This window comes from Streptomyces sp. NPDC090442, from assembly GCF_044769405.1.
Classification (GTDB): Bacteria; Actinomycetota; Actinomycetes; order Streptomycetales; family Streptomycetaceae; genus Streptomyces.
The window spans coordinates 24,835-49,242 of record NZ_JBIVXW010000006.1 but is presented as its reverse complement, the minus strand read 5'-3'; the positions used below and the strand labels follow the sequence as shown (position 1 = coordinate 49,242).

The following is a 24,408-nucleotide window of genomic DNA, read 5'->3' as shown; positions in this document are numbered from 1 at the left end:
GGCAGGTCCGTTCTCGGGGTGGGTGTGCGGGTGGGTGCGTGTTGGTGCGTGGGGTGGCGCTCGTGAAGTGCTGTCACTGCTGCGGCAGTTGGCGGGGCGCAGGCGTGATGGATGCCGATGCCGCCGATCCCCGCGAGGTGCGTGACGCCATGATGGCACATGTTTGGCGCCACGTGGAGATGGGTGGCGTCGTGCGTGTGTCGGGGTGGCGTCAGGTAGGGGGTGCGGGTTGGGCTCCATGGCAGGTGGGGCGGGTGTTGGAGGGGCTTCGGTGACGCGGTGTGGCCGTTGTGTAGCGGAAAATTGGGGCAGCAGGGGTGGCGCCGAGAGTGGTGCCAGTGATGGTGTCAGTGGTGGTGTCATGCTGCGCGGATGCCGCGTTCGCGGCGGACAGGGGCGGCTACGGGCGGCCATGACGACGCCGCCGCCCGAGCGGCAGGAGCTCGGGCGGCGGCTGGTGGGTGAGGGGTGCCGTGCGGCGGGCGCGCTATCCCTCCGGGTAGAAGACGAACAGCGTGCAGCCCGTCGACGTCTGCGGGACGTGCGAGGAGCCGGCGGGGGCGTGGAGGAACGAGCCGGCCGGATAGTCCCGTTCGCCGTCGTTGAAGACGCCCGAGACCACGAACACCTCCTCGGGGCCCGGCTCGTGGACGTCCACGCCCTCCCAGTGCGATCCCGGGGCCATCTCCAGGACGTGGGCCGTGGCGCCGTTCTCCCCGCTCCACAGCGAGCGCAGCCGGATGCCGGGGAACAACTGGCGGACCGGCGCGTCCGCCACGGCGGCCCACGCGTAACCGGCCGCTTGGCCACCGGTGTTCCCGCTCGCCGTCGTGTCGTCCGACGTCGTCTTCTTCGCGGTCGTTCCGCGGCCGGGCAGCCCTTGCGTGGAGTGGTTCGTCGTCATGGGCACAGCCTCGCGGGGCGGGGTCGATCGGCCGAGTGTCAGAAAAGACATCCTGCGGTACTTTCCTGTCATGACTGCCGTGCACCGTGTCGTCGCGCTGGTCCACCCGCCGCAGTCGACCTTCGAACTGAGCTGTGTGGCCGAGGTCTTCGGGGTCGAGCGGCACGGGGTCGCGGTGCGGTACGCCTTCGAGGTGTGCGCGGAGGAACCGGGGCCGGTGCCCACGCTCGCCGGGTACGACATGCTCGTGACGCACGGGCTGGCCGCGCTCGACCGGGCGGACACCGTCGTCATTCCGGGGTGGCTGCCGCCCGAGGTCGCGCCCTCATCGGCCGTTGTCCGAGCGCTCCGCCGGGCGCACGCGCGCGGGGCGCGGATGGCGAGCATCTGCACCGGTTCGTTCGCGCTGGCGCACGCCGGGCTGCTGGACGGGCGAAGGGCGACCACCCACTGGGCGCGTGCCGGCCAACTGGCCGGAATTTTCCCGGCCGTTCAGGTGGACCCGGACGTGCTCTACGTGGACCACGGGGACATCGCCACCAGCGCCGGTGCCGGGGCCGGTGTCGATCTGTGCCTCCATCTGGTCCGCGCCGACCACGGCGCCGGCTATGCCGCGCAGGTCGCCCGGAGCATGGTCATGCCGCCGCACCGCGAGGGCGGCCAGCTCCAGTTCGCGGCGCCGCCGCACCCCGTCCAGTTGGACGGTTCGTTGGCGCCCCTCCTGGAGTGGGCCACCGCGCGGCTCGACGCCTCCCTCACGGTCGACGAACTGGCCGCGCACGAGGGTGTGTCGGCCCGTACGCTCGCCCGTCGCTTCGCCGACCAACTGGGCGCGAGCCCCGGCCAGTGGCTGCTCGCCCAACGGATCGCCGCCTCCCGGGAGTTGCTGGAGTCCACCGACCTCCCCCTGGAGGCCGTCGCCCGCCGGGTCGGCCTCTCGTCGGCGACCAACCTCCGCAGGCGCTTCCTGCGGGCGCTCGGCACGACACCGGGCGCCTACCGGCGGGCATTTCGCGCGGGGGCGTGACGCCGGGCGCGCGGCTCCGGAACGCAACGGCCCCCGACGCGGCCGTCCTCCGCCTCAGCGCGCCCGACCGGCCTCCGTGTGTGTGAGCACCATCCGGAACCGGGCCGTCCCGGCGAGCATCTTGCCGTACGCCTCGTTGGCGTGGTCCAGCGGCATCGTCTCGATCATCGGGCGGATGCCCTGGAGGACGCAGAACTCCATGGTGTCCTGGACGTCCTGGGCGGTGCCCGACGGGTGGCCGCGGACCACCCGGCCCTGCATGAGGAGTTGGGCCGGGGAGATGGTCAGCGGTTCGACGTCCGCGCCGATGACCACCAGTTCGCCGCGGTGCGCCAGGCCGTCCACGGTCGCGGAGATGGCGGCGGAGTTGGCGGCCGTGGCCAGCACCACCCGGGCGCCGCCGAGGGATTGGAGCGCTTCCGCCACGGGGGTGCCCGCCGTGCTGTCGACGTAGTGGTGCGCGCCGAGTTGCTTGGCGAAGTCCGCCTTGTCGGCGCCGCGGGCGATCGCCACCGTCTCGAAACCCATCGCGGCCGCGAACCGCACACCGAGGTGCCCCAGGCCGCCGAGGCCCAGCACGGCGACCAGATCGCCGGGCCGGGCCGGGCTGCGCCGCAGCCCGTTGTACGTGGTCACGCCCGCGCAGGCCATCGGTCCGGCGTCGGCCGCCGCCAGTCCTTCGGGTATCCGGGCCAGCGCGTCGGCCGGTGCGATCACCGCCTCGCCGAACCCGCCGTCGTAGGCCCAGCCCGGCACCTTCAGTTGCTCGCACACGATGAAGTCGCCCTCCCGGCAGGGCGTGCAGTGGTGGCAGCTACCGCCGAACCAGCCCACCGCGACCCGGTCGCCGACCTGCCACCGGCTGTCCGCGTGCTCGCCGACCTCCGCGATCCGCCCGGCGATCTCATGGCCGGTGACCAGCGGGAACCGGACGCCCGGCAGCGCGCCGCCGACGAACATCGCATCGCTGTGACAGATCCCGCAGGCGTCCACGTCGATCCGGACGTGCCCCGGTCCCGGCCGCGGCACCTCACGCTCGACGATCTCGAAGGGCGCGCCGACGGCGCCGACCTGCGCGACTCGGTAGCTGCTCATCTGGATCTCTCCCGCCTGCCCACTGCCGGCGCGGGCGCGCGGTGCGCCGGATCCCGCGTGCCGTGGACCCGCGTCGCGTGCCGCCGCGCCGCGTTCCGGCCGTTCTCGCTCCGGGGCGGTGCCGTCCCGGCTTCCCTGCGTGCCTGCCGCGTGCCGTCGGCCCGGCCACCTGCCGGCCCTGCTGCGCACTGGGGCAACGGTGCAACGGCCTCCTGCCACCAGCACAGCAGCTCCGGGCCGATCACGCGCGCCGAGCGGGGGAGTTGACCCGGGGGGCGCGATTCCGGTCCGTAGGGCGGCGGTTACGGCGGGTGTGGGTGCGGCTCGTATCCACCCAGAACGCCGCATCCGTCCGGAAGCGCTCCCCTCACGCGCCCCGATATCGCAACCCCACGCCCCCCGCACAGAGACAGCCGTTAACCTGGCCGCCGCGCGGAACGGCCCGGCCGGGCGGGAGGGTCGACCGGACCGTCCGCCGCACGGTCCGGCACGTACCAGAGAAGGACATGCTCCATGCCACTGAAGCGCCCGCACCAGCACCGCGACGCCAGCCGCAATCTCACCGTCAACCCGGTCTTCAGCCGGCAGCCGCTCCACGTCCCCCGGTACGAGCTGCCGGCCGACGGCATGGAGCCGGACACCGCGTACCAGATCGTCCACGACGAGCTGATGTTGGACGGCAACGCCCGGCTGAACCTCGCCACGTTCGTCAGTACCTGGGCCGAGCCGCAGGCCCAGCGGCTGATGGCCGAGTGCGCCGAGAAGAACATGATCGACAAGGACGAGTACCCGCAGACCGCCGAGATCGAGTCGCGCTGCGTGCACATGCTCGCCGACCTGTGGCACGCCCCCGACTCCCATGCCGCGGTGGGCTGTTCCACCACCGGCTCCAGCGAGGCGGCGATGCTCGCCGGGCTGGCGCTCAAGCGCCGCTGGCAGCAGCGCCGGCGCGCCGAGGGCAAGTCCACCGAGCGCCCCAACATGGTCATGGGCATCAACGTCCAGATCTGCTGGGAGAAGTTCGCCAACTACTGGGAGGTCGAGCCGCGCTACGTCCCCATGGAGGGCGACCGCTTCATCATCTCCCCGGAGGAGGCCGTCAAGCTCTGCGACGAGAACACCATCGGCGTCGTCGCGGTCCTCGGCTCCACCTTCGACGGCGCCTACGAGCCGGTCGCCGAACTCGCCGCGGCCCTCGACGACTTCCAGGAGAGCACCGGCATCGACGTGCCGGTGCACGTGGACGGCGCCTCCGGCGCGATGATCGCCCCGTTCCTCGACCCCGAGCTGGTCTGGGACTTCCGGCTCCCGCGGGTCGCCTCCATCAACACCTCCGGCCACAAGTACGGCCTGGTGATGCCCGGTGTCGGCTGGGCGCTGTGGCGGGACGCCGACGCCCTCCCCGAGGACCTGATCTTCCACGTCAACTACCTCGGCGGCGACATGCCGACCTTCGCGCTGAACTTCTCCCGGCCCGGAGCCCAAGTCATCGCCCAGTACTACAACTTCCTGCGCCTGGGCTTCGAGGGCTACCGCGCCGTCCAGCAGACCAGCCGGGACGTGGCCACCCGGGTCGCCGCCGAGGTCGCCGAGATGGGCCCGTTCACCCTCCTCACCGACGGCAGCGAACTGCCCGTCTTCGCCTTCCGGGTCAGCGACGACGTCACCAACTTCACCGTCTTCGACGTCTCCGCCGCCCTCCGGGAACGCGGCTGGCAGGTGCCCGCCTACACCTTCCCCGCCAACCGCACCGACCTCGCCGCCCTGCGCGTCGTCGTCCGCAACGGCTTCGGGCACGACCTCGGCGACCTGTTCCTCGAAGACCTCCGCCGGGTCCTGCCGCGCCTCCAGGCCCAGCAGCGCCCGCACCGCGACGCCGACGACGCCAGCGGCTTCGCCCACGGCGCGGAGCCCAAGCAGTCCGCCCGCCCGGCCATCCCGGAGCAGACGGTCCGCGACTGACTTCCGGGTCGCGCCCCCGGCCCGTGGGAGTGGGCCGGGGGCGCGACCGGTCGTGCGCTCGCCGTGCGCGGGCCGCCCGAAGGGCCTGTCCAAACGGGCCGGGGTCGGTCACGCTGGAGGAGAGGGGCGCCCTCGGGAGCCCTCCGGCTGTGCCGGGCACCGTGACGGAAGGGACGCACGGTCATGGCGACGATGACGACGGAGTACCGTCCGGTCCGCGTGGAGGCGGAGCTGGACGAACCGCTGTCGCGCTGGCTCTGGGCGGTGAAATGGCTGCTCCTGGCGCCGCACCACGTCCTGCTGACCGCCCTGGCCCTCGGCTTCCTGCTCGCCACCACCCTGGCGCTGCCGGCGCTGCTCGTCACCGGGCGCTACCCGCGCGTGCTGTTCGCCTTCACCACCGGCGCGCTCCGCTGGGCCTGGCGGGTGGTCTTCTACTCGTACGGGGCGCTGGCCACCGACCGCTACCCGCCCTTCAGCCTGGGGGCCGTGCCCGACTACCCGGCACGCCTCCACATCGACCGCCCGGAACACCTGCCCCGCGGGCCGGCGCTCCTGGTGTCACGGCTGCGGGCGCTCCCGCAACTCGTCGGGCTGGTGCTCTTCGGCCTGGCGTTCCGACTGGTGTGGTGGATCGGCGGGCTGTCGGCCTTGCTGGCGCTGGCCGCCGTGGTGGTACTGGTCCTCACCTCGCCCGCCGCCGTGCTGCTGTGGACCGGGCACTACCCGCGGCGCCAGTTCACCACCCTGCTCGCGTTCGACCGCTGGGTGCTCCAGGTCCTGGCCTACACGTTCTTCCTGACCGACGCCTGCCCGCCGCTCCGGCCGGAGACCACCGGTCGCCGCGCCGGCCGACTGCGGGACCGCCTCCGGCACGGGGCGCACCACGGTCCCACCCCAGCGGTCACCGCCCACTGAGCGGGCGGTGACGGTCCCATGAGCCGCGCGGTCAGCGGCCGATGAGCCGTGCGGCCACGCAGGGGTCCTCGTTGCGGTAGCCGAGGCGGGTGTAGAGCCGCTCGGCGGGGGCGTTGTCGGCCAACTGCCACAGGGTGCAGAAGCCGTAGCGGCGGACCGCGTACCGGGTCAGCCACGAGGTCAGGGCCGCGCCGAGCCCCTGGCCGCGCTCGGCCGCGTCGGTGGCGACCGACGCCATCAGCGGGGCGCCGTTGTCCCGCAGGCTGCTCAGGGCGCCGCAGGCCACCAGGTGCCCGGCCGCGCCGCGGATCCCGACCCAGAGGCTGACGTCGGCGGAGCCGGGCCCGGTCGAGTGGTCCGGGCTGTGCACGTTGAGGAAGGCGAGCAGCTCGTCGTGGTGCGTCTCGTCGAGCATGACCACCCGCTCCTCCGTCGGGTGGACCGGCGGCTCGTCGAGCGTCCACCGGAAGACCCAGGGGATCCGGTCGGTCACCGGCAGATGCCGGCCGAGCAGCTCTTCGACGCCCCGTGGGCCTGTGAACTCCCGTACGGTGTCGGGGAGTTGGTGGGCCGCGCGGAGGACGAGGCCGGCCGCGGCGGCCGGTTCGCCGACGCTCCACACATGGCCGCGCGGCTCGTCGAGCCACGCCACCGCACCGTCACCGGACCAGTTGATCCGACCGGCCGGTCGCGGCCGCGCGGCGCCGAAGCGCAGCAGCGCGGAGCCGGACTGCCGCTCCAGGCCCTGGGTGAACAGATCCGGGTTCCGGGGAAGAAGGGTCGTCGCCTGCATCGCTCTCTGGGAAGGAATCGCTCGGGGAAATGGGCAGGTGGGCGGGCCGGATGCGCGCAGGGCACGTGCCGGAGCCGTCGTTCTGGGATGGGGGATATCAAGAGATCCGGCGACCGCCGCCGCCCATGGCGAAACGCCCGGTCGACCGGAGGGGCCAACTGTCGCACACCGCCCCCGGCCCGGGGCAAATCTGCTCCCCGAAACCGCCTCGGGACCGCCCGGAACGCGCTCCCACCAGGCCGTTCGTGCCCGTTCACGGCCCGGTCCGACAGCGCCGAACGGTACCGGGTGAAGGGGCGAAGGTCCCAGGCGGGGAAGGACGACCGGCCCGGCCCGGTCCGGGGCGGGGCGGTCGGCCCCGATCCGGTACGAACCGCGGTCGTAGAACCGGCGGATGGCGGCGGGGCCCACCTCGGCCCCTAGGAGACAACCCCGAGACGCGACGGGGGCGCCCGTAGGGGTTGGTCCTCACCGGGCCCTGAGACAACGGGGGTTGGGAGTCGTCCGAGCGGTCGATGAACGGCCGGCGGGGTGCCGAGATGCTGGTGGGGACCGTTCGGAGGGGCGCGGTCGCCCCTCCGAGGAAGCAGAAGGGACGACCATCATGAACGCCCGGAGCCCGCGCCCCGCCGCGGTTCCCGCCGAAGCGCTGCGGGAACCGCGCAGCCGCAAGGCCCTGCACGGAATGAAGCTGCTGATCGGCGGCTACCTCGCGCTCAGCGTGCTCACCCTGGCGGCCCTCTTCGTGCTCCGCGGCGACGCGACCGTCGTCAACGAAGCGGTCTGGGTCCGGGTCGGCATCGTCGTCGCCAGCGCCCTGCTGTCGTTCACCTTCGTCGTCCGGGCGGCCCGCGGTTCCCGGGGCGCCTACCGCAGGCTGCGGATCGTCTCCGCGGTGATGGTGGTGGCGATAGCCGTCATCGTCGCGGTCCCCGGTCCGTTCCCGCTGTGGCTGAAGCTGGAGCAGGGCGTCTGCGGGCTCGCGCTGCTCGGCGTCCTCGTGGTCGCCAACGGCAGTCATCTTCGGGCCCTGTTCGCGGCCGAGTAGCCGCCCGCCGGCGGGGGAGCGGGTGGCACGGGTCGGCCCCGGCGGGTTCCACACCCGCCGGGGCCGTGGCGCGGCGGCTCAGGCCGACATCACCCGCTGTGCCTTTATCGACTGCAGCAGTCCGATCGCGACCCAGCCCGCGAACATCGACGATCCGCCGTAACTGACGAAGGGCAGTGGCAGCCCGGTGACCGGCATGATGCCGAGGTTCATCCCGATGTTCTCGAAGGCCTGGAAGGCCATCCAGCCCACGATGCCGGTGGCGACGACCGTGCCGTACAGGTCCGGGCACTGCCGCGCGATGCGGCAGGCCCGCCACAGCACCACCCCGATGAGGGCGATGATCAGGCTCGCGCCGATGAAGCCCAGTTCCTCACCGGCGACCGAGAAGACGAAGTCGGTCTGCTGCTCCGGCACGAACTGGCCGTTGGTCTGGGCCCCGCGGAAGAGCCCGGAGCCGGTGAGCCCGCCCGCACCGATCGCGATCCGCGCCTGGCTGGTGTTGTAGCCGACGCCCGAGGGGTCGAGCGCCGGATCGGCGAACGCGGCGAACCGGTTGATCTGGTACTGGTCCAGCAGGTGGAACTGCCAGACCGCCAGGCAGTCGACCACGCCGATCCCCAGCAGGCCCAGCACCCACCGCTTGGGCGCGCCCGCGGCCATCAGCATGCACAGCACGATCGCCGCGATGCCCAGCACCTGCCCGAGGTCCGGGGTGAGCATGATCAGCGCCGCCGGGACCCCGCCCAGGGCGAGGGCCCGGATGATGCCCCGTTGGTCCGGCTGGGAGAGATCGCCGGCGTCCACCCGCGAGGTGAGCGCCACCGCCATCGCGATGATGATCGCGACCTTGACGAACTCGGCGGGCTGGATGGACATTCCGCCGCCGATCACGATCCACCGCCGGGAGCCGTTGATGGTCGCCCCGACCGGCGTCAGCACCAGCGCCACCAGCAGCACCGTCACCACGTAGAGGATGGCCGCGGTGTCGCGCAGGCGGCGGTGGCCGTACCAGAGGGTCAGCGCCCCCAGGGCGAGGCCGATGCCGGTGTTGATGAGGTGCCGCAGCACGAAGAAGTACGGGTCGCCCTGGTTGAGTTCCATCCGGCCGCGGGTCGCGGAGAAGACCAGCAGCGCGCCGATCGCGGAGAGCGCGAACGCCGCGCCGAACAGCATCCAGTCGAGCCGGCGGACCAGGGATCCCCGGCCGAGGATTCTGCCCCAGACCGACTTGGCGCGGGTGGTCCCGCGCACGGGAAAGCTGATGGCGCTCAACCTTGGCCTCCTGTCCGGACGCAGCCACGACAGCCAGACACTACTCCGCTTATTTGCGCAACTACGAAAGCATGCGGTGTGTCGGTGCATTCGGCGGCGGGTGGCCGCGCGGTGCGCTCCTCGGGGCGGCGGGAAGCCGGGCTTAACAGGGGGTAAATCCCGGTAAATTCCGTGGTGTTGGGCGTCTCGCGACTACGGCGCGACCGTGGCGTGACCACGGGCCGGCTACGGTGCGACGTCCCGGCGGAAGAGGGCCGTCCAGAGGAACGGCTCCCCGAAGTGGGGGGATTCCGGCGGCTCGTCGCGCATCCGGCGGAGTTCGACCTCGGTCAGGTCGGCGAAGAGCGTGCGCAGCGACTCGGGGGTGTACGCGAGGCCGCCGCGCAGGCCGGACCCGCGGTAGAGGTCGGCGTCCGCGAGCTCGGAGCCCATCGCGCCGGCCGCGAAACAGCTCAGGCCGAAGTGGCCGCCGGGAGCCAGCGCCCGGTCCAGGAGGGCGAGATAGCTGATGCGGCGGTGCGGCGGCAGGTGGTGGAAGCAGCCGGAGTCGTAGATCAGGTCGTACGGGCCGACGAGTTCGCCGGCCGGGGTGCCGTCCGGGGCGGTGGGGTTGGCGAAGGCGTCCCCGCAGTGGAAGCGGACCGCGACGCCGGTCGTGCCGGCGCGCTCCCCGGCCCAGGCGAGGGCGGCCGGCGAGAGGTCCACGGCGTCCACCTCGAAGCCCGACGAGGCCAGATGCAGCGCATTGCGACCCGGTCCGCAGCCCAGGTCCAGGGCGCGGCCGCCGGTGAGCAATCCGCGGTCGAGGTACGAGACGAGGTTCTCGTCGGGCTTCGCCACGAAGAACGGCACCGAACGGTCGCGGTCCGCGTAGAAGCCGTCCCACCAGGAGGCGCCGCCCGCCGTCCAGCGATCCGCCTCCGGCGCGAACAGGCCGTCGAGCAGCCTGAGTACGTCCTCCACCGTCCGGATGTTGCGCTCCACCCGGTCCACCCGGTCCGTCCGGTCCCGGTCTGCCCGTCGCTCCGACCGGCCGTTCCGCCCCGACCCCTCGGACCCGTCCGCCGCGCCCATCCGCCCTCCCGATCCCGTGCCCGTGGCGGTGTCCGTCCTCATGCCCGAGCCCGTCCTCGTCCCGGCCCCGCCCGGTCGTTGCCGGTGACGATAGGGGAGGGCCGCGCGTACGCCCAGGTCGTCCCCGTGGCGTGCAACGGCCCACCGGCCGTCTGCCGGCCGGAGCCGTGGGCGCCGGCCACCCCCGTCCGCCGCCACCGGGCGCGCCGCCCGCACGTCCCGCCCCACCGCGTCACGGGCCCAATGCGGGCCGCGCCACGGGCACTTTCTGGGTGCGCGGCGGGAGGCGGTGGAAGCCTGCCGTCCGGTTGCGGCTCCCGGTGGTCACATCCCGGTCACCACCTCCACCGAGCCGATGTACTCCCGCGTCTCCTCGTCGGGCAGCCGCACCGCCTGCGCCCAGTAGTAGATGACAAGGCTGAACGCGGCGATCAGGGCGATGTCCCACCACAGGGGAAGGGCGTCGGTCGCGCCGCAGGAGACCCTGGACGCCGGGCCGGTGCTGCAGAAGCCGCCCTGCCAGGAGATCGCGCCCATGCCCAGCAGGTACACCGGCAGCCACTGCGCGTGCTTCCAGTCCAGGTGCGGGACCTTGGGGTTGAGGCGGAGCAGCGCCGAGCCGCCGAGCAGCAGATAGCCCAGGACGATCGCCACGCCCAGGCGCCACAGGGTGTCCCAACCCGCCCAATAGATGATCAGGTTGGCGACAATGAAGGCCACCGGGGCCCAGAAGAGGCCACCGGGCAGCCGGTAGGGGCGCGGCCGGTCCGGGTCCTGCTTGCGCAGGCAACCGAAGGCGAGCGGGGCGCCGGCGTACATCAGCACACTCGCGGAGGTCACGAAGCCCACCAGCTTCTGCCAGGTGGGGAACGGCAGGAAGACCACGAGCCCGATGACGAAGGCGACCAGCAGCCCGAACCACGGCACACCGCGCCGGGTGGTGCGTTCGAAGACGACCGGGACGTAGCCGTTGCGGGACAGCCCGTAGGAGATCCGGGAGGTGGCCGTCACATAGATCAGGCCGGTCCCGGACGGCGAGATGACCGCGTCGACGTAGAGCAGCGTGGCCAGCCAGCCCAGGCCGATGGTGGTGGCGAGGCCGGCGAACGGGCCGGCCTTGCCGCTGAACGAGAGGTCGGCCCAGCCGCCGTGCGCGAACGCGGTGTGCGGCAGCGCCCCGATGAACACCACCTGCAGCGCGACGTACACCAGCACGCCGATGAGGATCGAGCCGAGGACCGCGCGCGGGATGTCCCGGGCCGGATCGCGGCTCTCGCCCGCCAACTGGTCGGCCTGCTCGAAGCCGAGGAGGGCGAAGATGATGCCACTGGTGCTGATCGCGGAGAGCATGCCGCGGACGCCGAACGGCGCGAAGCCCTGGTAGCCGAAGTTGTCCTGGTGGAAGACGGCGGAGCCCATCACCACGATGGTGAGTACCGGAACGGCCAGCTTCCACCAGGTCGCCACGCTGTTGGTGTGGGCCAGCCAGCGGATGCCGAAGAAGTTGACGAGGACGAAGAACGCCATGAAGGCGACGGCGAGTCCGTAGCCGGCCGGGGTCAGATGGTTCTTGCCGGTCTGGACCCAAGGGGCGTGCACGCTGAGGTAGTTCAGCGACGCCATGACCTCGATCGGCGCCACGGTGACCGCTTGCAACCAGGAGAACCAGCCGAAGGACGCGCCGGCGGCGCTGCCGAACGCGTAGTGCGGGAAGCGCGCGGTGCCGCCCGCGACCGGGTACATGGCGCCCAGCTCGGCGTGGACGAACGCCAGGATGACGATGGCGACGGCCCCGATGCCCCAGGAGACCAGCGCCGCGGTGCCCGCCGCCTGCGCCGCGAACAGCGCCCCGAACAGCCATCCGGACCCGATGATCGACCCCTCCGAGGTCCAGATCAGCCCGATGAGCCCGATGTCGCGTCTCAGTCCCGGGTTCTTGGGGGCGGCCGGTGCGGTCGGCTTGTGCATCTCCATGGAGCGTGCCCTCGTTCTGCTGCGATGGGTGCGGCGGCTGACGGCGGGCCCGGTGACCTGTGCGGGCCTACGTACCTTTTGCCCCAATAGTTCAGGACGGGTGCGGGCAGAACGACACGCCGCGCCGGGGCGCCGGGGCCGTGTACCACGACGGCGTCAACTGCCGCGGGCGGCGCGCCGGGTGTGTCATATGCCGGTGGGGGCACGCGTCGGGAGCCGGGCCCGACGGTGCGTCACATGCCGTGCGAGGCGGGGGTGATGGAGTGCGGGCCGGGCGTGAGGGGGAGGGCGGGCGGGGCGGGGGAGCCGGCCGGGTGGTGGGTGTCGGTGCTGGGCGGTGCCACCTCCACGCCGGTCTCGTCGAGGTCGACCGCCCAGGCGATGCCGGCGATGCTGACGGTGAACGCGAGGGTCAGGCCGATCGCCCCGAACGGGATGCGCCGGTGCCACTTCCGCGGGCCGTCGCTGTCCTGCATGCCGGTGTCGCCCTCCCTCGCGTGGACCGCGGTGCGCGGGGCGGGTGCGCCCGACCGCCCGGCCCGGCGCGCGACACTTACGAGTGCGGGGCTCCGCGCCATGCGGCAGCGCCCCGTGTCACGCGCTGACCCCATCTTCCCTTGAAACGTGAGCAGTTGACCATCACCCGTAAGGGGACGCCGGCACCGGGTACCGTCGCCTCACGGCTTGACGGCGTGCAGCGCGTGCAGCCCTCGCGGCCCGACCTCGTCGTGCCGGACCTCCAGGCCGGCGGCCCGGCACCGGTCGGCCACCCAGCGCGCGGCCAGCCGCAGCCTCGGACAGCTGCTGGTGCGCAGCTCCCAGCCGGCCGCCGCGTGGGTGTGCAGCAGGTCGTGGACCAGCACCGTGTCGCCGTCGACGTATTCGAGGAAGCACGTCAACAGGCGGTCGTCGGTGCTGCGGACTGGCAGGAACCGCTCGGTGCCGTGCAGTTCCGCCGTCAGATCGCGATAGGTCGCGACGAAGTGACCGTCCGGTCGGAGCGCGCGGGCCACGTCGCGGAGCAGCCCGCTGACGTCGTCCTCGGCGGGCAGGTGGGTCAGGGTGTCGCCCCTGCACAGCACGGCCGTCACCGACGCCGGGGGTATCGCCTCCGGGAGCGCGCCGCGGATGTCCCGGCACAGGGGGCGGATCGCGTCCGGGGCGCCGCCGGTACGGGCGTGGGCCGCGGTCAGCTCGGCGAGGAGGGGCTCGCTGGTGTCCACGGCGACGACCGGCGCGAAGCCGAGGCCGGTCAGCGCCAGGGTCTGGGTTCCGGGGCCGCAGCCGAGGTCGATGGCGAGGGTGGCGTTCGGGTCCGTGCCCGCGCGCACGCCCAGGTCCCAAAGGAGCGTCCGTTGGGGATGCGCCGAGGGCCGCCCGATAGGTCGGGGTGGCCTCCGTGTAGCGCTGCCGGCCGGCCTCGGTGATGCTGGCGGCGACCGCGCGTCCGTCACCGGGGGCGGCGGCCCGGTGGGCGAGCCCCCGGGTCTCCAGCCGGCCGACCAGGCGGGTCACCGTGCCGTCCTGCAGTCCGATCCGGTCGGCGAGTTCGCCCATCCACAGCGCGGGGCCGCTGTCCGGGCGGCTGAGCGCGCACAGTGCCCGGTACTCCGAGAGCGGCAGGCCGCGGCGGCGCTGCAACGTCTCGTCCAGGCGCTTCTCCACCCGGCCCAGCAACCGCACCGCCATGCACCAGCGCCGGTCCTCCGCGTCGCCGGCGGGCGCGGCGGCGACGCGGCCGTCGGGTATCGCCTCGCGTCGTCACTCGTGTCGCTGTTCGATCACGGACGTAACGTCACTGCTTGCTCAAGCAATCACCAGAGGTGAGGTGGTTGCCCTGCGAATCGCCCAGTTTCCTTACGGGGGCGTGGGCTTGGGGTGGGACGGCCGGGGCGGAGGGGTCCGCCGTGTCTGGTCCTGGAGCCCCAGGACGACCCCGCGTCCGGCGTATACGCGGTCCAGCGTGGGCCAGTCGACGTGGGCGAACTCCTGTGAACGGCCGGGGAATCCGGAGGGGTTGTGGACCACCACGTGGTCCGGGGTGACGCCGACGGCCAGAACCAGGTGGCCGCCCCGGTGCGGCGGTTCGGGGTCGGCGTCCCGGATGGCGGGGTGGACGGAGAGCAGCACCAGCCGGCCGGCGCCGATCAGGGCGGGGAGCTCCTCCCGGGGGAGCTCGGGGCGGGACTGCGCCAACAGGCCCCAGCGGCGCTCCACGTAGGAGGCGAACGGCGCGTAGACCAAGCCGTGCAGGCCGTCCTCGTGGCGCACGTAGGCGCCGGCGTCCAGGCATGCGGTGGCGAGGTCCATGGCGGTGGGGACCGGGTGTCGCCAGAAGGCGAGGGCCATCCGCAGGCAGGCCATCCCGCACAGCCGCCAGGACCACCAGGCGTATTCCTCGGGGCTGTTGGCCCCGTATTCCGGCCAGCGGGGGTCCGCGGCGGCCTGGACGGTGCCGGCGATGATCGCGGGGACGAGTTCCGGGGAGGCCCACTGGGAGTAGTAGGGGACGGGGTGGATGAGGGTGCGGGGAGTGGGATCGATGGGGCCAGTGGGGTGGGTGGCGTTGGTGGGCATGGTGCAGGGTATCGGCGCGGGAGTGGGGTGGTGGGGCTGGAGGGGGCGGGGCGCGCCCCCGCGCCGGGTCCGCGGCCGCCCGTGACCGCCCGTGGTCACGGGGTGCGCGGTGGCTCCCAGACCGAGGCGTCATGGGCGAAGTACACCCGGCGCGGGTCGAACGCGGCGAGCCGGTCGATCCAGGGGTAGTAGGCGGGGAGCGGCGGCGCCACGCCGTCGCGGGCCGCCCGGCGGGCCAGGTCGGCGCTGGCGTAGTGCGAGGCGAAGTCGTGTGCCTGGCCGGCCAGTACGACCGTGCCGTCGGGGCCGCGGAGGACCAGCGACTGGTGCCCGTCGGTGTGGCCGGGCGTCGGCACGACCCGGACGCCCGGCCAGATCTCGGCCTCACCGGCGACCTCCTCGTAGCGCGCCCCGGGGAAGTCGATCAGCTCGTCGATGGTGTAGTCGCCGCGGCGCGCGGTGGCCAGCTCCACCTCCTGCACCACGATGGGCTTTCCGGCCAGCAGCGGGTTGCCGCCGCAGTGGTCGAAGTGCAGATGGCAGTTGACGACGAGGGAGACCTCGGCGAGCGACGCGCCGACGGCGGTCAACGCGGCCTGGAGCGGGCGGCGTTGGGGGCGGTAGTGGGCCTCGGTCTCCGGGTCCGCGGCGCCGATGCCGGTGTCGAAGAGGAGCAGGCCCCGGTCGTGCTCCACCAGGTAGGCCAAAGCCGGCTCCACGCGGGGCTCCGGGCCGCCGGTCTCCACCGCCGGCCGGACGAAGTACCCCAGGTCTAGGCGATGTATCGCCAGGTGCGTCGAGGTCGTCTGCATGTCCCCATGATTCACCGGCCGTTCGGGCGCCGCAGGCCGTTTTCCGACCGCGGCCCGTCGGGCGCCCGCACCACCGGTCCCCTCCCCGGTGGTGCGGACCGGCGGGCTCAGGGTGCGCTTGGCGTCCGGCGCGTGGTGACGTTCATCCGGTTCCAGGTGTTCACCGTGAAGATCAGCGCGATCAACTGCGCCAGCTCCTCCTCCCCGAAGTGCCGTGCGGCCTCGTCGTACACCGCGTCCGGCACGCCCTCCGGGAGCCGGGTCACCGCCTCGGTGAGGGCCAGCGCGGCGCGCTCCTTCGCGGTGTAGAGGCTGGCGTCGTGCCAGGCGGTGAGCTGGTCGATCCGCTCCTCGCGCTCGCCGGCCCGGCGGGCGTCGCCGACGTGGTAATCGATGCAGTACGCGCACCCGTTGACCTGTGAGGCGCGGATCTGCACCAGTTCGAGCAGCGCCGGGTCCAGGCCCTCGCGGGCCGCGGTGTCCAGGGCGAGCACGGCCTTGAAGACCTTCGGGGCGACCCGGGGGAAGTCCATGCGCTGGGGTATCCGCACCGGCTGGGCTGCGTCAGCCGTCGCGGCCACCTCAGTCGTTCCCCCTGCCTGACGGGTCTGGTTTGTCTGTACTGTCTCGTTCGCGGTCATGTCGCCAACGTTAGGCGGCGATGAGCCCCACGGTATGGTGCATTTCCTTGGCGGATCGTTGGGGCAATGCGCGGGGGAGCGGGAGTGGGAACGGGGGGCGGTAGCGAGGGCGGTGACGGGCCGGTTGTGGGCATGGTGGAGCAGCCGCCCGCGGAGACCGTCACGCCCCTGGGCGCCGACCTCTACTTGGAGTTGAGCGGCCCCGGCTCCAAACGGGACCGGCTGATGCGCGCGCTGCGCGAGGCGATCGGTTCCGGCCGGCTGGCGCCAGGCACCCGACTGCCCCCGTACCGCAGCCTCGCCAAGGACCTCGCCGTCGCCCCGAACACCGTCGGCGCCGCCTACGGCGAACTCGTCGCCGAGGGCTGGCTGACCGCACGGCAGGGCTCCGGCACCCGGGTGGCCCGCCGCGGCACCCCGCTCCCGCCGCAGCGCACCCACCGCACCGCGCCGCCGCCCCGGCGCCCGACCCACGACCTGGCCCCCACCTCCCCGGACGCCGCGGAATTCCCCCGCGCCGCCTGGTTGGCCGCCACCCGTCGTGCCCTGGCCGCCGCCCCCAACGACGCCTTCGGCGTGGGCGATCCGCACGGTCGGCTCGAACTGCGCACCCAGCTCACCGAGTACCTCGCCCGCGCCCGGGGCGTGCACACCGCGCCCCACCGGATCGTCATCTGCACCGGGGTGGCCCAGGCGCTGTCCCTGCTCGGGTCGGTGCTGCGCGGCCCGGTGGCCGTCGAGTCCTACGGCCTGGACTTCCACCGCTCGCTGCTCACCGCCGCCGGCCGGGACCTGGTTCCCCTCCCGGTCGACGACCACGGGGCCGAGGTCTCCGCACTGCCCGCAACCGGCGCGGCCGCCGTACTCCTCACCCCGGCCCACCAGTTCCCCATCGGTGGCCCGCTCCACCCCGAGCGCCGCGCCGCCGTCGTCGACTGGGCGCGCACCACCGGCGGACTGGTGCTGGAGGACGACTACGACGGCGAGTACCGCTACGACCGCGAGCCGGTCGGCGCCCTCCAGGGACTCGACCCAGACCGGGTGGTCTACCTCGGCTCGCTCAGCAAGAGCCTGTCCCCCGCGCTCCGGCTCGGCTGGATGGTGGTGCCCGACCACCTCGTCGACGCCCTCCTCGCCGCCAAGGGCCCGCGCGAACTGTGGTGCGGCGCCCTGGAGCAACTCACCTTCGCCGACTTCCTCGCCAGCGGCGGCTACGACCGACACCTCCGCCGCACCCGCCAGATATACCGGCGCCGTCGCGACCAACTGGTCGCCACTCTCGCCGCACACGCCCCGCACGTCACGGTCACCGGCATCGCGGCCGGACTGCACGCCGTCCTCGAACTCCCGCCCGGCACCGAGCCGGAGACCCTCCGGGCCGCCGCCCGCCTGGGCCTGGCCGTCAACGGCCTCGCCCCCTACCGTCACCCCGACGGCCCGCTGCCCGCCCGGGACGGCCTGGTCCTCGGCTACGGGACCCCGCCGGAGCACGCCTTCGCCGGGGCGCTGGAGACCCTGTGCCTGGCCCTCCCGCCGGCGCCCGGGGCGGAGGGATGACCGCGCGGGCCCGCACGATGCGCCCGCGCCGGCACGCTCCCCCTCAGGCCCTCGCCGCTCACCCGTCAGGTCATCCCCACGCTCAGTACGTCGAGGCGGTGGGCCGCGGGGGCGACGATCGCCAACTCCGGCCGCCACACGGCGAGTACCTGCGCCGACGGCGTGAACAACGGGCCGGGCAGCGCGGTCGGGGAGTGCCACTCCCACGCGCTCACCAGCTCCGGCTCCGCCGCGTACGGCGTCCCCTCGTGGCGGGTGACGAGGGCCGCCATCGTGATGCGGTGCAGACCGTGGACGTCGTCGTGCAGCATCGTGAAGACCCGGACGTCGTCCGGCTCGGCGTGCAGCCCGGTCTCCTCGCGCAGTTCGCGGGCCGCGGCGGACCGTACGCCCTCGCCCGGGTCGACCTTGCCGCCGGGCAGTTCCCACGTCCCCGCCCGGTGCCGGCCGAGCAGCACCCGTCCGTCCGCATCCAGCACGATCACGCCGACCCCGAACGCGGCCTGCGCCTGCGGCGGTCGGTCACCGCGCTGCCGGCTGGTCACCGCGCCCGTGCCCATGCCCGTCCCGCTGTCCATCCCGTCCCTCTTTCGACTCCGTGAAGCGGCCCACCCCGGACCGGGCCGGGAACCGTCTTCCCCACCTTCGCGCATAACTGCTGGTCACCTCCACCGATCCGGCCGAACTCGGTCGGCGACCGCCGCCTCGCCGCCGCGGAACGGGGCGTCGTCCGCGGCTCATTGGGGGCGGGGTGGGGCTGGGGCCCCGGCCGTGTTCGGTCCGGGGCCTGTCTGTGCCGAGCGTGGCGGCGGGCGCGGACCGTTTCGTTCGGCTGGCTGTCCCGACAGCGGCCAGGTCGGGCCAGCACGTCCGACGATCGCGCCCGGCCGTCCGGCTACCGCAGCCAGATCCGGCGATCATGTCCGGAAATCGCCTGCGGGGGGGGGCGGACGCGATGGCTGCCGGCCGGCCGCGGGTCGGCCGTTCGGCTGAGCCGTTGCGGGCCGTCGCTTCCGTAACCTGCCGGAGTGGAACCTCACGCACCCCTTCCGCGCCGCGCCCGGTGGACGGCCACCGGCGCGCTGTCCCTGCTGCTCGTCCTGTTCTGGCTCGCCGACTGGGCGAGCGTCCAGCCGCTGACCGGATACCCGCACACCGTCGCGGACTTCGTCCCGCTCGCCACCGCGCCGTTCTTCGCGGCGCTGTTGCTGGTGCCCCACCGGCGGCTGACGGTGCCGCGCCGCGCCGCGCTCGCGGCGGCCGGCTCGTGGGCGGTGACCCTCGCGCTCGTCGCCCTGCCCACCCGGAGCGCGGCCGGGACGTGGGGCCTGCCGGAGTCCGTGGCGCTGTTGGGCATCCTCCTGGTCACCGCCCGGCGGGCCGAACCGCCGCGCGCGGCCGTCGTCCTGTGCGTCGCGCTCGGCACCGCCGTCGTCGGGGGCCCGCTGCGGATGCGGTACTACGGGGACCTCGTCAACTACGCCTTCGTCCTCACTCTCGCCGTCGGCGCCGTGCTCGGCCTGGGTGTCTACCTGCGCGCCCTGGACGCCCGCCGGGCCCGCGCCGTCGCCGCCGTCCGCCAGGGCGAACGGCTGGAACTCGCCCGCGATCTGCACGACTTCGTGGCCCACCACGTGACCGGCATCGTCGTCCAGGCCCAGGCCGCCCGGACGATCCGTGCCACCGCCCCCGAGCAGGTCGACGCGATGCTGTGCGGCATCGAGCGGGCGGGGCTGGAGACGCTGGACTCGATGCGCCGCCTGGTGCGGGTACTGCGCGAGGACGAGGGCCGCGGGGTGCGCCCCGGCGAGCTGTACGCCACGCTCGCCGAACTGGCCGCCGACTTCTCGCGGCGCGGCGGCCCGGACGTCACGGTCCGGATCGCCGCCGACGCCCGCCGCGCCCGCCTCGCCCCCGAGGTCGAGACCTCCGTCCAGCGCGCGGTGCAGGAGGCGCTGACCAACGTGCGCCGGCACGCGCCCGGGGCGACGACGGTCGCCATTCGCGCCGCCCTCCCAAGCCCGCAGTCGCAGTTGACCGTTGAGGTGCGCAACGGCCCGTCGGGCGAGCGGGGCGCCACCGCGCCCGCCGGCGGCCGCGGCGGCTTCGGGCTGGTCGGGCTGCGCGAGCGCGCCGAGGCGGTGGGCGGTGCGCTGACCGCCGGGCCGACGCCGGAGGGCGGCTGGCAGCTCACCGCGTCGTTCCCCGTACTGGGCCAGGGGCCCGCCGGGGGGACGGGCGCCGGCGACAGCCCGGACACCGGTGATGCCTCCGCTACCGGTGACGCCCCCGACGCCGGTGACGGGCCGGACGCCGGCGGTAGCGTGACACGATCGGAGCCGTGAGCGCTTCCCCCACCTCCCCGCCCGAGCCGGAGCCTGCGCACCGGGCCCGCGCGACCCGCGTCCTCATCGCCGACGACCAGGAGATGGTCCGCACCGGCTTCCAACTGATCCTCGACGCCCAACCGGACATCGAGGTCATCGCCGAGGTCGCCGACGGCGCGGCCTGTGTGGAGGTCGCCCGGCGGCTGCGGCCCGACGTCTGCCTGGTGGACATCCGGATGCCCAAGCTGGACGGCCTGGACGTCACCCGGGCCCTCGCCGGACCGGACGCCGTCGACCCCCTGCGGGTCGTGGTGGTGACCACCTTCGACCAGGACGACTACGTCTACGGCGCCCTCCAGGGCGGCGCCTGCGGCTTCCTCCTCAAGGACGCCGGCCCCGGCCTCCTGGTGGAGGCCGTCCGGGCCGCCGCCCGCGGCGACGCGCTGGTCTCCCCGTCGGTGACGGTACGGCTCCTGGAACGGCTGGGGCCGCACCCCGGCACCGCCGCCGGCGCCACGGACGACGCCGGGCGCCTCCACCGGCCCCAAGGGTCCGAAGGGTTCCAAGGGCCGCTCACCGAACGGGAGATGGACGTCGCCCGGCTGGTGGCGCGGGGACGCACCAACCAGGAGATCTGCCAGGAGCTCTATGTCTCCCTCGGCACCGTGAAGACGCACCTCGGCAGCATCCAGACCAAGCTGGGCGTCCGCAACCGGGTCGAGATCGCCGCCTGGGCCTGGGAAACGGGCGCGGTGCGGTCCCGCTGACCGCCTCGGCCGATCGGCCGAGGGCCGCGGGGCAGCTCTGGCCGAACGGCAGAGGCCCGGGACACCCCCGCCGACCGACCGTGGGGGCATGCAGCAGTCCACCACCGCAACGCCGCCCGCACCGGCCCGGACGCCGACGCCCGGCGCGCACCGCATCCGCGCCCTCGACGCCCTCCGCGGCTTCGCGCTGTGCGGCATCCTCCTGGTCAACATCCCGCAGATCACCGACATGCTCTTCGGGCCGCGGCCCGGCGTCCTGCACCCGGTCCGCGCGTTCCTGGACCTCACCGTCCAGGAACGCTTCTTCCCGATCTTCTCCTTCCTCTTCGGGATCAGCTTCGCGCTCTTCCTCGACGGCGCCGCCCGCCGCTCGGACCGGCCGCGACTGCTCCTCGTACGGCGCCTGGTCGCCCTCGGCCTCCTCGGGGCGGCGCACCAACTCCTCCACCCCGGCGAGGCGCTCACCCCGTACGCGGTCTTCGGGTTGCTCGTGCTGCTGCCCGCCACCTGGCTGCCCACCCCGGTCGTCCTGGTGGGCGGCGTCGGCCTCACCGTCGCCTCCGTGACGCTCGCCTCGGGCGGGCTCGTCACCATCCCGGGCCTGTTCCTGCTCGGCCTCGCGGTCGCCCGCCTCGGCGTCCCGCGCGCCCTGGACCACCGCACCGGGCGGCTCGCCGCGGTACTCGCGGTGGCCGCGCCCGTCGCGGCGGCCGCGGTCTGGTGGCAGCACGCCACCGACCCCGCCGATGCGCACGCCACCCGGATCGCCGCGGGCGCCGGCCTCCTGGCCGCCGTCGCCTACGCGGTCGCCCTGCTCCTGCTGCTGCGCACCCCGCTCGGCCCGGCGCTCTCCGCGGTCCTCGAACCGCTCGGCCGCATGGCGCTCACCAACTACCTGACCGCGACCCTCCTCGTCGTCGCGGCCGCACCGGTACTCGGCCTGCGCCACTCCCTCCACTGGGGCACCGCCATGGCGTTGGCACTGGCCATCCTCACCGTTCAGGCGCTGGCGAGCCGTTGGTGGCTGGCCCGCTTCCGCTACGGCCCGGCGGAGTGGTGCCTGCGCTGCGTCACCTGGTGGGAACGCGTCCCCAACCGCCGCTGATCTCAAGGACGTTGCCCGTCGACGCGACGCGACGCGACGCGACGCGGCACGGCACGGCACGGCGTGGCTGCGGCAGGCGACGACCTGCCGCAGCCGTGCGGGGCCCCAACGTTCCCGACGCTGCCGGAGTCTCCCGCGCTCCCGGTGCAACCAGCGGGCGGGGGCATGTCCCCGTAACGACGACGCGCTCCCACCGTCTTCCGGGACCGCAGCGGACGGTACCGGGCTCCCCCGGAACATCGGGGGAGCCCCGGAACTCTGGTGCCGCCATCCGCCGACCATCACCACCCACCACACGGGTCTCGTTGGCCCCTGCCTCACCCTGCGCCCGCTTCTTATACTCGCCCGGCTCCTGACCGGGCGCCGGATGCCGAAGGTCTGCACAAAGGAGTGAAGGCCGGACTGCGGAATCGTTTCGGCGGGTGAGGCTCTCTGCGTGTTGACCAAAGCCTGGTGGCGCCGCGCAGCCACGACAACAGCCCTGATCACCGCAGCAGTTCTCCCGGCCGCCTCCTCCACCGCCATAGCCGACCCCGCCCCGCCTCCCGCCCCGGCGCAGGAGGCACGGCCCGCCGGCACGACGTTCGTCGAGCCGCACAGCGGGCTTCCAAAGCCGCCGGCCGTCGGCGTGGTGCGGACCGAACTCGCCGGTCTGCACGTCGCGACACCGCACTCGATGAACGGCTACAGCCGCGCGAAGTTCCCGCACTGGATCAAGCAGCACGGGGAGTGCGACACCCGCGAGGTGGTCCTCGCCCGGGACGGCGAGAACGTCCAGCAGGACGAGAAGTGCCGGGCCATCGCCGGGACGTGGTTCAGCGAGTACGACGCGAAGGTCTTCCACGTCTCCGGTCAGCTCGACATCGACCACATCGTGCCGCTGGCCAACGCCTGGCGTTCCGGTGCCGACGACTGGACCACCCCCGAGCGCCGGGCGTTCGCCAACGACCTCGTGCACTCCCAACTGATCGCCGTGTCGGCCAGCTCCAACCGGCAGAAGGGGGACCAGTCCCCGGACCAGTGGGCCCCGCCGCGGCACGCCTACTGGTGCACCTACGCCCGCGCCTGGACCGACGTCAAACACCTCTACCACCTGAACGTCACCGAGCCGGAGAAGGCGAAACTCGGCGAGATGCTGGACACCTGCGAGCGGTGACCACCCCCGATCGCGACCGGCTCACCGACCGGGTCACGGCCGGTCCCGGCGGTGCGATGACGGTTCAGGTCGGCGTCATCACCGGCGACCTGACCGTCACCACCACCGACCTGGGTGACGGCACGGCCGCCGTCGTCATCCACTACACCGGCGCCGAGGACCGCTACGACCTCGAAGGCGGTCCGGTACGCATCCCGCCGACGGGCATCGCCGCGCTCCACCGGGCGGTGCTCGACGCCGTGCGCACCGAGGGTGCCGCGTATGTGCCCGGCGCCGCGCCCTAGTCCCCTGTCCGCTAAGGGAGTTCGGCCGCTCGGCCGTGCGCCCGCGTCCGGCGCCGCTCCGACCGGGGCGGCGCCGAAACTTTTCCCGTCCGCTGCCCTGGGCGGGCCCTCCTCCGGCGCCCTCCGCGGATGTGCTGCGTAAGTTCTCCACGTCCTCAGGGATACCAGCGGCCACTGACAACGCCCCCTCCTTCGCACCCGCGAAGAAGATCGATCGAGGGGGAGTTGGCGGGGGAGGTGGAGGGAGAGGAGATGAAGGGGCCGCCTCCCCTTGCCGTCAGGCCGGGAAGTTGCGGACGTACCGTTTCTGCCAGGGGGTTTCCACCGCGTGCCGATCGTAGTGGCGGCGGACGAACCCCACCGCGTCCGCGGCCGGGACGCCGTCCAGGACGGCCAGGCAGGCCAGGGCCGTGCCGGTGCGGCCGCGGCCGCCGCCGCAGGCGAGTTCGACGCGTTCCTCCGCCGCCCGTTCCCATGCCGCGGCCAGTGCCTGGTGGGCCTCCTCGCGGTTGCTCGGCAGGCGGAAGTCGGGCCAGCGCAACCACATGGATTCCCAGGGGACTTCGGGTGGCTGTCGGCCCAGGAGGTAGACGCCGTAGGTCGGTTGGGGGCCGTCGGGGAGCGGGTGGCGCAGGCCGCGGCCGCGGATCAGGCGACCGGAGGGCAGCCGCAGGACCCCGGGAGAGGTGGCGTTCCAGGTTTCCGGCATCCGCTCACCCTAGGTCGGGAGAGGGGGAGTTGGTGGGGAGTGGGGGCATCGCGGCGGGCACCGGATCGGAGGGCGCATGCCGGGGCGCGTTGCGGGACGCACGGGATTCGCAACTGGGAAGATATCGGCAATCGCAATCGTGCCATTAACCGACCGTAGCGTTGGTGGATGACTTCTGTGACGATGTACGGTCCCGGAACACGAGGGTGGCCCTGGCAAGGCGGGAACCGGAGCCAGGGCCACTCATGCGCATCTCGTCTCGATCGAGGAGGAATCGATGCCCCCTGACCGAACATTCCACTGGAACCTGAAGGAGCCCCAGTTGAAGCGATACGAAGCTAACATCCCTCGCAGGGGCCCGGTTGAAACCGGAAACCGGCGTGACTTCCCGGTCAACGCCCGT

General features: G+C 73.4%; 23 protein-coding genes and 1 pseudogene. 10 read left to right on the top strand and 14 right to left on the bottom strand.

Annotated features, from left to right (window positions below; translation table 11 throughout):
• Nucleotides 1-487: 487 nt before the first annotated feature.
• Nucleotides 488-778, bottom strand: a complete 291-nt coding sequence (locus ACIQU6_RS06775; protein WP_403480660.1) for a cupin domain-containing protein — start codon at nucleotides 776-778, stop codon at nucleotides 488-490.
• A 196-nt stretch (nucleotides 779-974) separates the two neighbouring features.
• On the opposite strand from ACIQU6_RS06775, the gene ACIQU6_RS06770 reads away from it, so the two are divergent.
• Nucleotides 975-1,931, top strand: a complete 957-nt coding sequence (locus ACIQU6_RS06770) for a GlxA family transcriptional regulator (protein WP_403480548.1) — start codon at nucleotides 975-977, stop codon at nucleotides 1,929-1,931.
• A 54-nt stretch (nucleotides 1,932-1,985) separates the two neighbouring features.
• Here the strand turns inward: ACIQU6_RS06770 and ACIQU6_RS06765 are convergent, their stop codons facing one another.
• Nucleotides 1,986-3,026, bottom strand: coding sequence for an alcohol dehydrogenase catalytic domain-containing protein (locus ACIQU6_RS06765; protein WP_403480547.1), 1,041 nt, complete (start codon nucleotides 3,024-3,026; stop codon nucleotides 1,986-1,988).
• 513 nt (nucleotides 3,027-3,539) lie between these two features.
• On the opposite strand from ACIQU6_RS06765, the gene ACIQU6_RS06760 reads away from it, so the two are divergent.
• Complete coding sequence (locus ACIQU6_RS06760) at nucleotides 3,540-4,988, top strand: glutamate decarboxylase (protein ID WP_403480546.1); 1,449 nt, start codon at nucleotides 3,540-3,542, stop codon at nucleotides 4,986-4,988.
• A 183-nt stretch (nucleotides 4,989-5,171) separates the two neighbouring features.
• Nucleotides 5,172-5,906: a DUF4389 domain-containing protein gene (locus ACIQU6_RS06755; RefSeq protein WP_403480545.1), complete on the top strand. Its 735-nt coding sequence runs from the start codon at nucleotides 5,172-5,174 to the stop codon at nucleotides 5,904-5,906.
• Between the two features lie 31 nt (nucleotides 5,907-5,937).
• Here the strand turns inward: ACIQU6_RS06755 and ACIQU6_RS06750 are convergent, their stop codons facing one another.
• Nucleotides 5,938-6,699, bottom strand: a complete 762-nt coding sequence (locus ACIQU6_RS06750; RefSeq protein ID WP_403480544.1) for a GNAT family N-acetyltransferase — start codon at nucleotides 6,697-6,699, stop codon at nucleotides 5,938-5,940.
• A 604-nt stretch (nucleotides 6,700-7,303) separates the two neighbouring features.
• Here ACIQU6_RS06750 and ACIQU6_RS06745 point away from each other — a divergent pair.
• Nucleotides 7,304-7,747 (top strand): hypothetical protein, encoded by a 444-nt coding sequence (locus ACIQU6_RS06745; protein ID WP_403480543.1) that lies wholly within the window; start codon nucleotides 7,304-7,306, stop codon nucleotides 7,745-7,747.
• A 78-nt stretch (nucleotides 7,748-7,825) separates the two neighbouring features.
• Here the strand turns inward: ACIQU6_RS06745 and rodA are convergent, their stop codons facing one another.
• The 9 genes and pseudogenes from rodA to ACIQU6_RS06700 all read right to left on the bottom strand — a co-directional run bounded on the left by rodA (nucleotide 7,826) and on the right by ACIQU6_RS06700 (nucleotide 15,992).
• Nucleotides 7,826-9,022 (bottom strand): rod shape-determining protein RodA, encoded by a 1,197-nt coding sequence (gene rodA / locus ACIQU6_RS06740; RefSeq protein WP_403480542.1) that lies wholly within the window; start codon nucleotides 9,020-9,022, stop codon nucleotides 7,826-7,828.
• Nucleotides 9,023-9,247: 225 nt separating this feature from the next.
• Entirely contained in the window at nucleotides 9,248-10,006 is a 759-nt protein-coding gene (locus ACIQU6_RS06735) for a class I SAM-dependent methyltransferase (protein ID WP_403480659.1), read from the bottom strand.
• 414 nt (nucleotides 10,007-10,420) lie between these two features.
• On the bottom strand, nucleotides 10,421-12,070 hold the full coding sequence (locus tag ACIQU6_RS06730) for an APC family permease (protein WP_403480541.1): 1,650 nt from the start codon (nucleotides 12,068-12,070) through the stop codon (nucleotides 10,421-10,423).
• Between the two features lie 233 nt (nucleotides 12,071-12,303).
• The gene (locus tag ACIQU6_RS06725; RefSeq protein WP_403480540.1) at nucleotides 12,304-12,546 is read right to left on the bottom strand and encodes a hypothetical protein; all 243 of its coding nucleotides are present in this window, start codon (nucleotides 12,544-12,546) and stop codon (nucleotides 12,304-12,306) included.
• 201 nt (nucleotides 12,547-12,747) lie between these two features.
• Nucleotides 12,748-13,401: a class I SAM-dependent methyltransferase gene (locus ACIQU6_RS06720; protein ID WP_403480539.1), complete on the bottom strand. Its 654-nt coding sequence runs from the start codon at nucleotides 13,399-13,401 to the stop codon at nucleotides 12,748-12,750.
• Between the two features lie 118 nt (nucleotides 13,402-13,519).
• Nucleotides 13,520-13,759 (bottom strand): annotated as a pseudogene (locus tag ACIQU6_RS06715) (MarR family transcriptional regulator); the annotation flags it as partial.
• Between the two features lie 168 nt (nucleotides 13,760-13,927).
• A complete protein-coding gene (locus tag ACIQU6_RS06710) occupies nucleotides 13,928-14,647 on the bottom strand; it encodes a C39 family peptidase (RefSeq protein WP_403480538.1) in 720 nt (239 codons plus the stop codon).
• A gap of 95 nt (nucleotides 14,648-14,742) precedes the next feature.
• On the bottom strand, nucleotides 14,743-15,459 hold the full coding sequence (locus tag ACIQU6_RS06705) for an N-acyl homoserine lactonase family protein (RefSeq protein WP_403480537.1): 717 nt from the start codon (nucleotides 15,457-15,459) through the stop codon (nucleotides 14,743-14,745).
• Between the two features lie 107 nt (nucleotides 15,460-15,566).
• Nucleotides 15,567-15,992 (bottom strand): carboxymuconolactone decarboxylase family protein, encoded by a 426-nt coding sequence (locus ACIQU6_RS06700; protein ID WP_403480658.1) that lies wholly within the window; start codon nucleotides 15,990-15,992, stop codon nucleotides 15,567-15,569.
• Nucleotides 15,993-16,232: 240 nt separating this feature from the next.
• Between ACIQU6_RS06700 and ACIQU6_RS06695 the strand changes: the two genes are divergently transcribed.
• Complete coding sequence (locus ACIQU6_RS06695) at nucleotides 16,233-17,657, top strand: PLP-dependent aminotransferase family protein (RefSeq protein WP_403480536.1); 1,425 nt, start codon at nucleotides 16,233-16,235, stop codon at nucleotides 17,655-17,657.
• Nucleotides 17,658-17,722: 65 nt separating this feature from the next.
• Here ACIQU6_RS06695 and ACIQU6_RS06690 read toward each other — a convergent pair whose 3' ends face one another.
• Entirely contained in the window at nucleotides 17,723-18,235 is a 513-nt protein-coding gene (locus ACIQU6_RS06690) for an NUDIX hydrolase (RefSeq protein WP_403480535.1), read from the bottom strand.
• Nucleotides 18,236-18,685: 450 nt separating this feature from the next.
• On the opposite strand from ACIQU6_RS06690, the gene ACIQU6_RS06685 reads away from it, so the two are divergent.
• The 5 genes from ACIQU6_RS06685 to ACIQU6_RS06665 all read left to right on the top strand — a co-directional run bounded on the left by ACIQU6_RS06685 (nucleotide 18,686) and on the right by ACIQU6_RS06665 (nucleotide 23,296).
• On the top strand, nucleotides 18,686-20,002 hold the full coding sequence (locus ACIQU6_RS06685; RefSeq protein WP_403480534.1) for a sensor histidine kinase: 1,317 nt from the start codon (nucleotides 18,686-18,688) through the stop codon (nucleotides 20,000-20,002).
• A gap of 83 nt (nucleotides 20,003-20,085) precedes the next feature.
• Nucleotides 20,086-20,751 carry a response regulator gene (locus tag ACIQU6_RS06680; RefSeq protein WP_403480657.1) on the top strand — a complete coding sequence of 222 codons (666 nt, stop codon included), beginning with the start codon at nucleotides 20,086-20,088 and terminating at the stop codon, nucleotides 20,749-20,751.
• Nucleotides 20,752-20,839: 88 nt separating this feature from the next.
• Nucleotides 20,840-21,856 (top strand): DUF418 domain-containing protein, encoded by a 1,017-nt coding sequence (locus ACIQU6_RS06675; protein ID WP_403480533.1) that lies wholly within the window; start codon nucleotides 20,840-20,842, stop codon nucleotides 21,854-21,856.
• Between the two features lie 439 nt (nucleotides 21,857-22,295).
• Nucleotides 22,296-23,012 carry an HNH endonuclease family protein gene (locus ACIQU6_RS06670; protein WP_403480656.1) on the top strand — a complete coding sequence of 239 codons (717 nt, stop codon included), beginning with the start codon at nucleotides 22,296-22,298 and terminating at the stop codon, nucleotides 23,010-23,012.
• Nucleotides 23,009-23,296, top strand: coding sequence for a hypothetical protein (locus ACIQU6_RS06665; RefSeq protein ID WP_403480532.1), 288 nt, complete (start codon nucleotides 23,009-23,011; stop codon nucleotides 23,294-23,296). Before ACIQU6_RS06670 ends, ACIQU6_RS06665 begins: the two co-directional genes overlap by 4 nt.
• Before the next feature lie 277 nt (nucleotides 23,297-23,573).
• On the opposite strand, the gene ACIQU6_RS06660 is transcribed toward ACIQU6_RS06665, so the two are convergent.
• A complete protein-coding gene (locus tag ACIQU6_RS06660) occupies nucleotides 23,574-24,005 on the bottom strand; it encodes a protein phosphatase (protein ID WP_403480531.1) in 432 nt (143 codons plus the stop codon).
• Nucleotides 24,006-24,408: the final 403 nt, after the last annotated feature.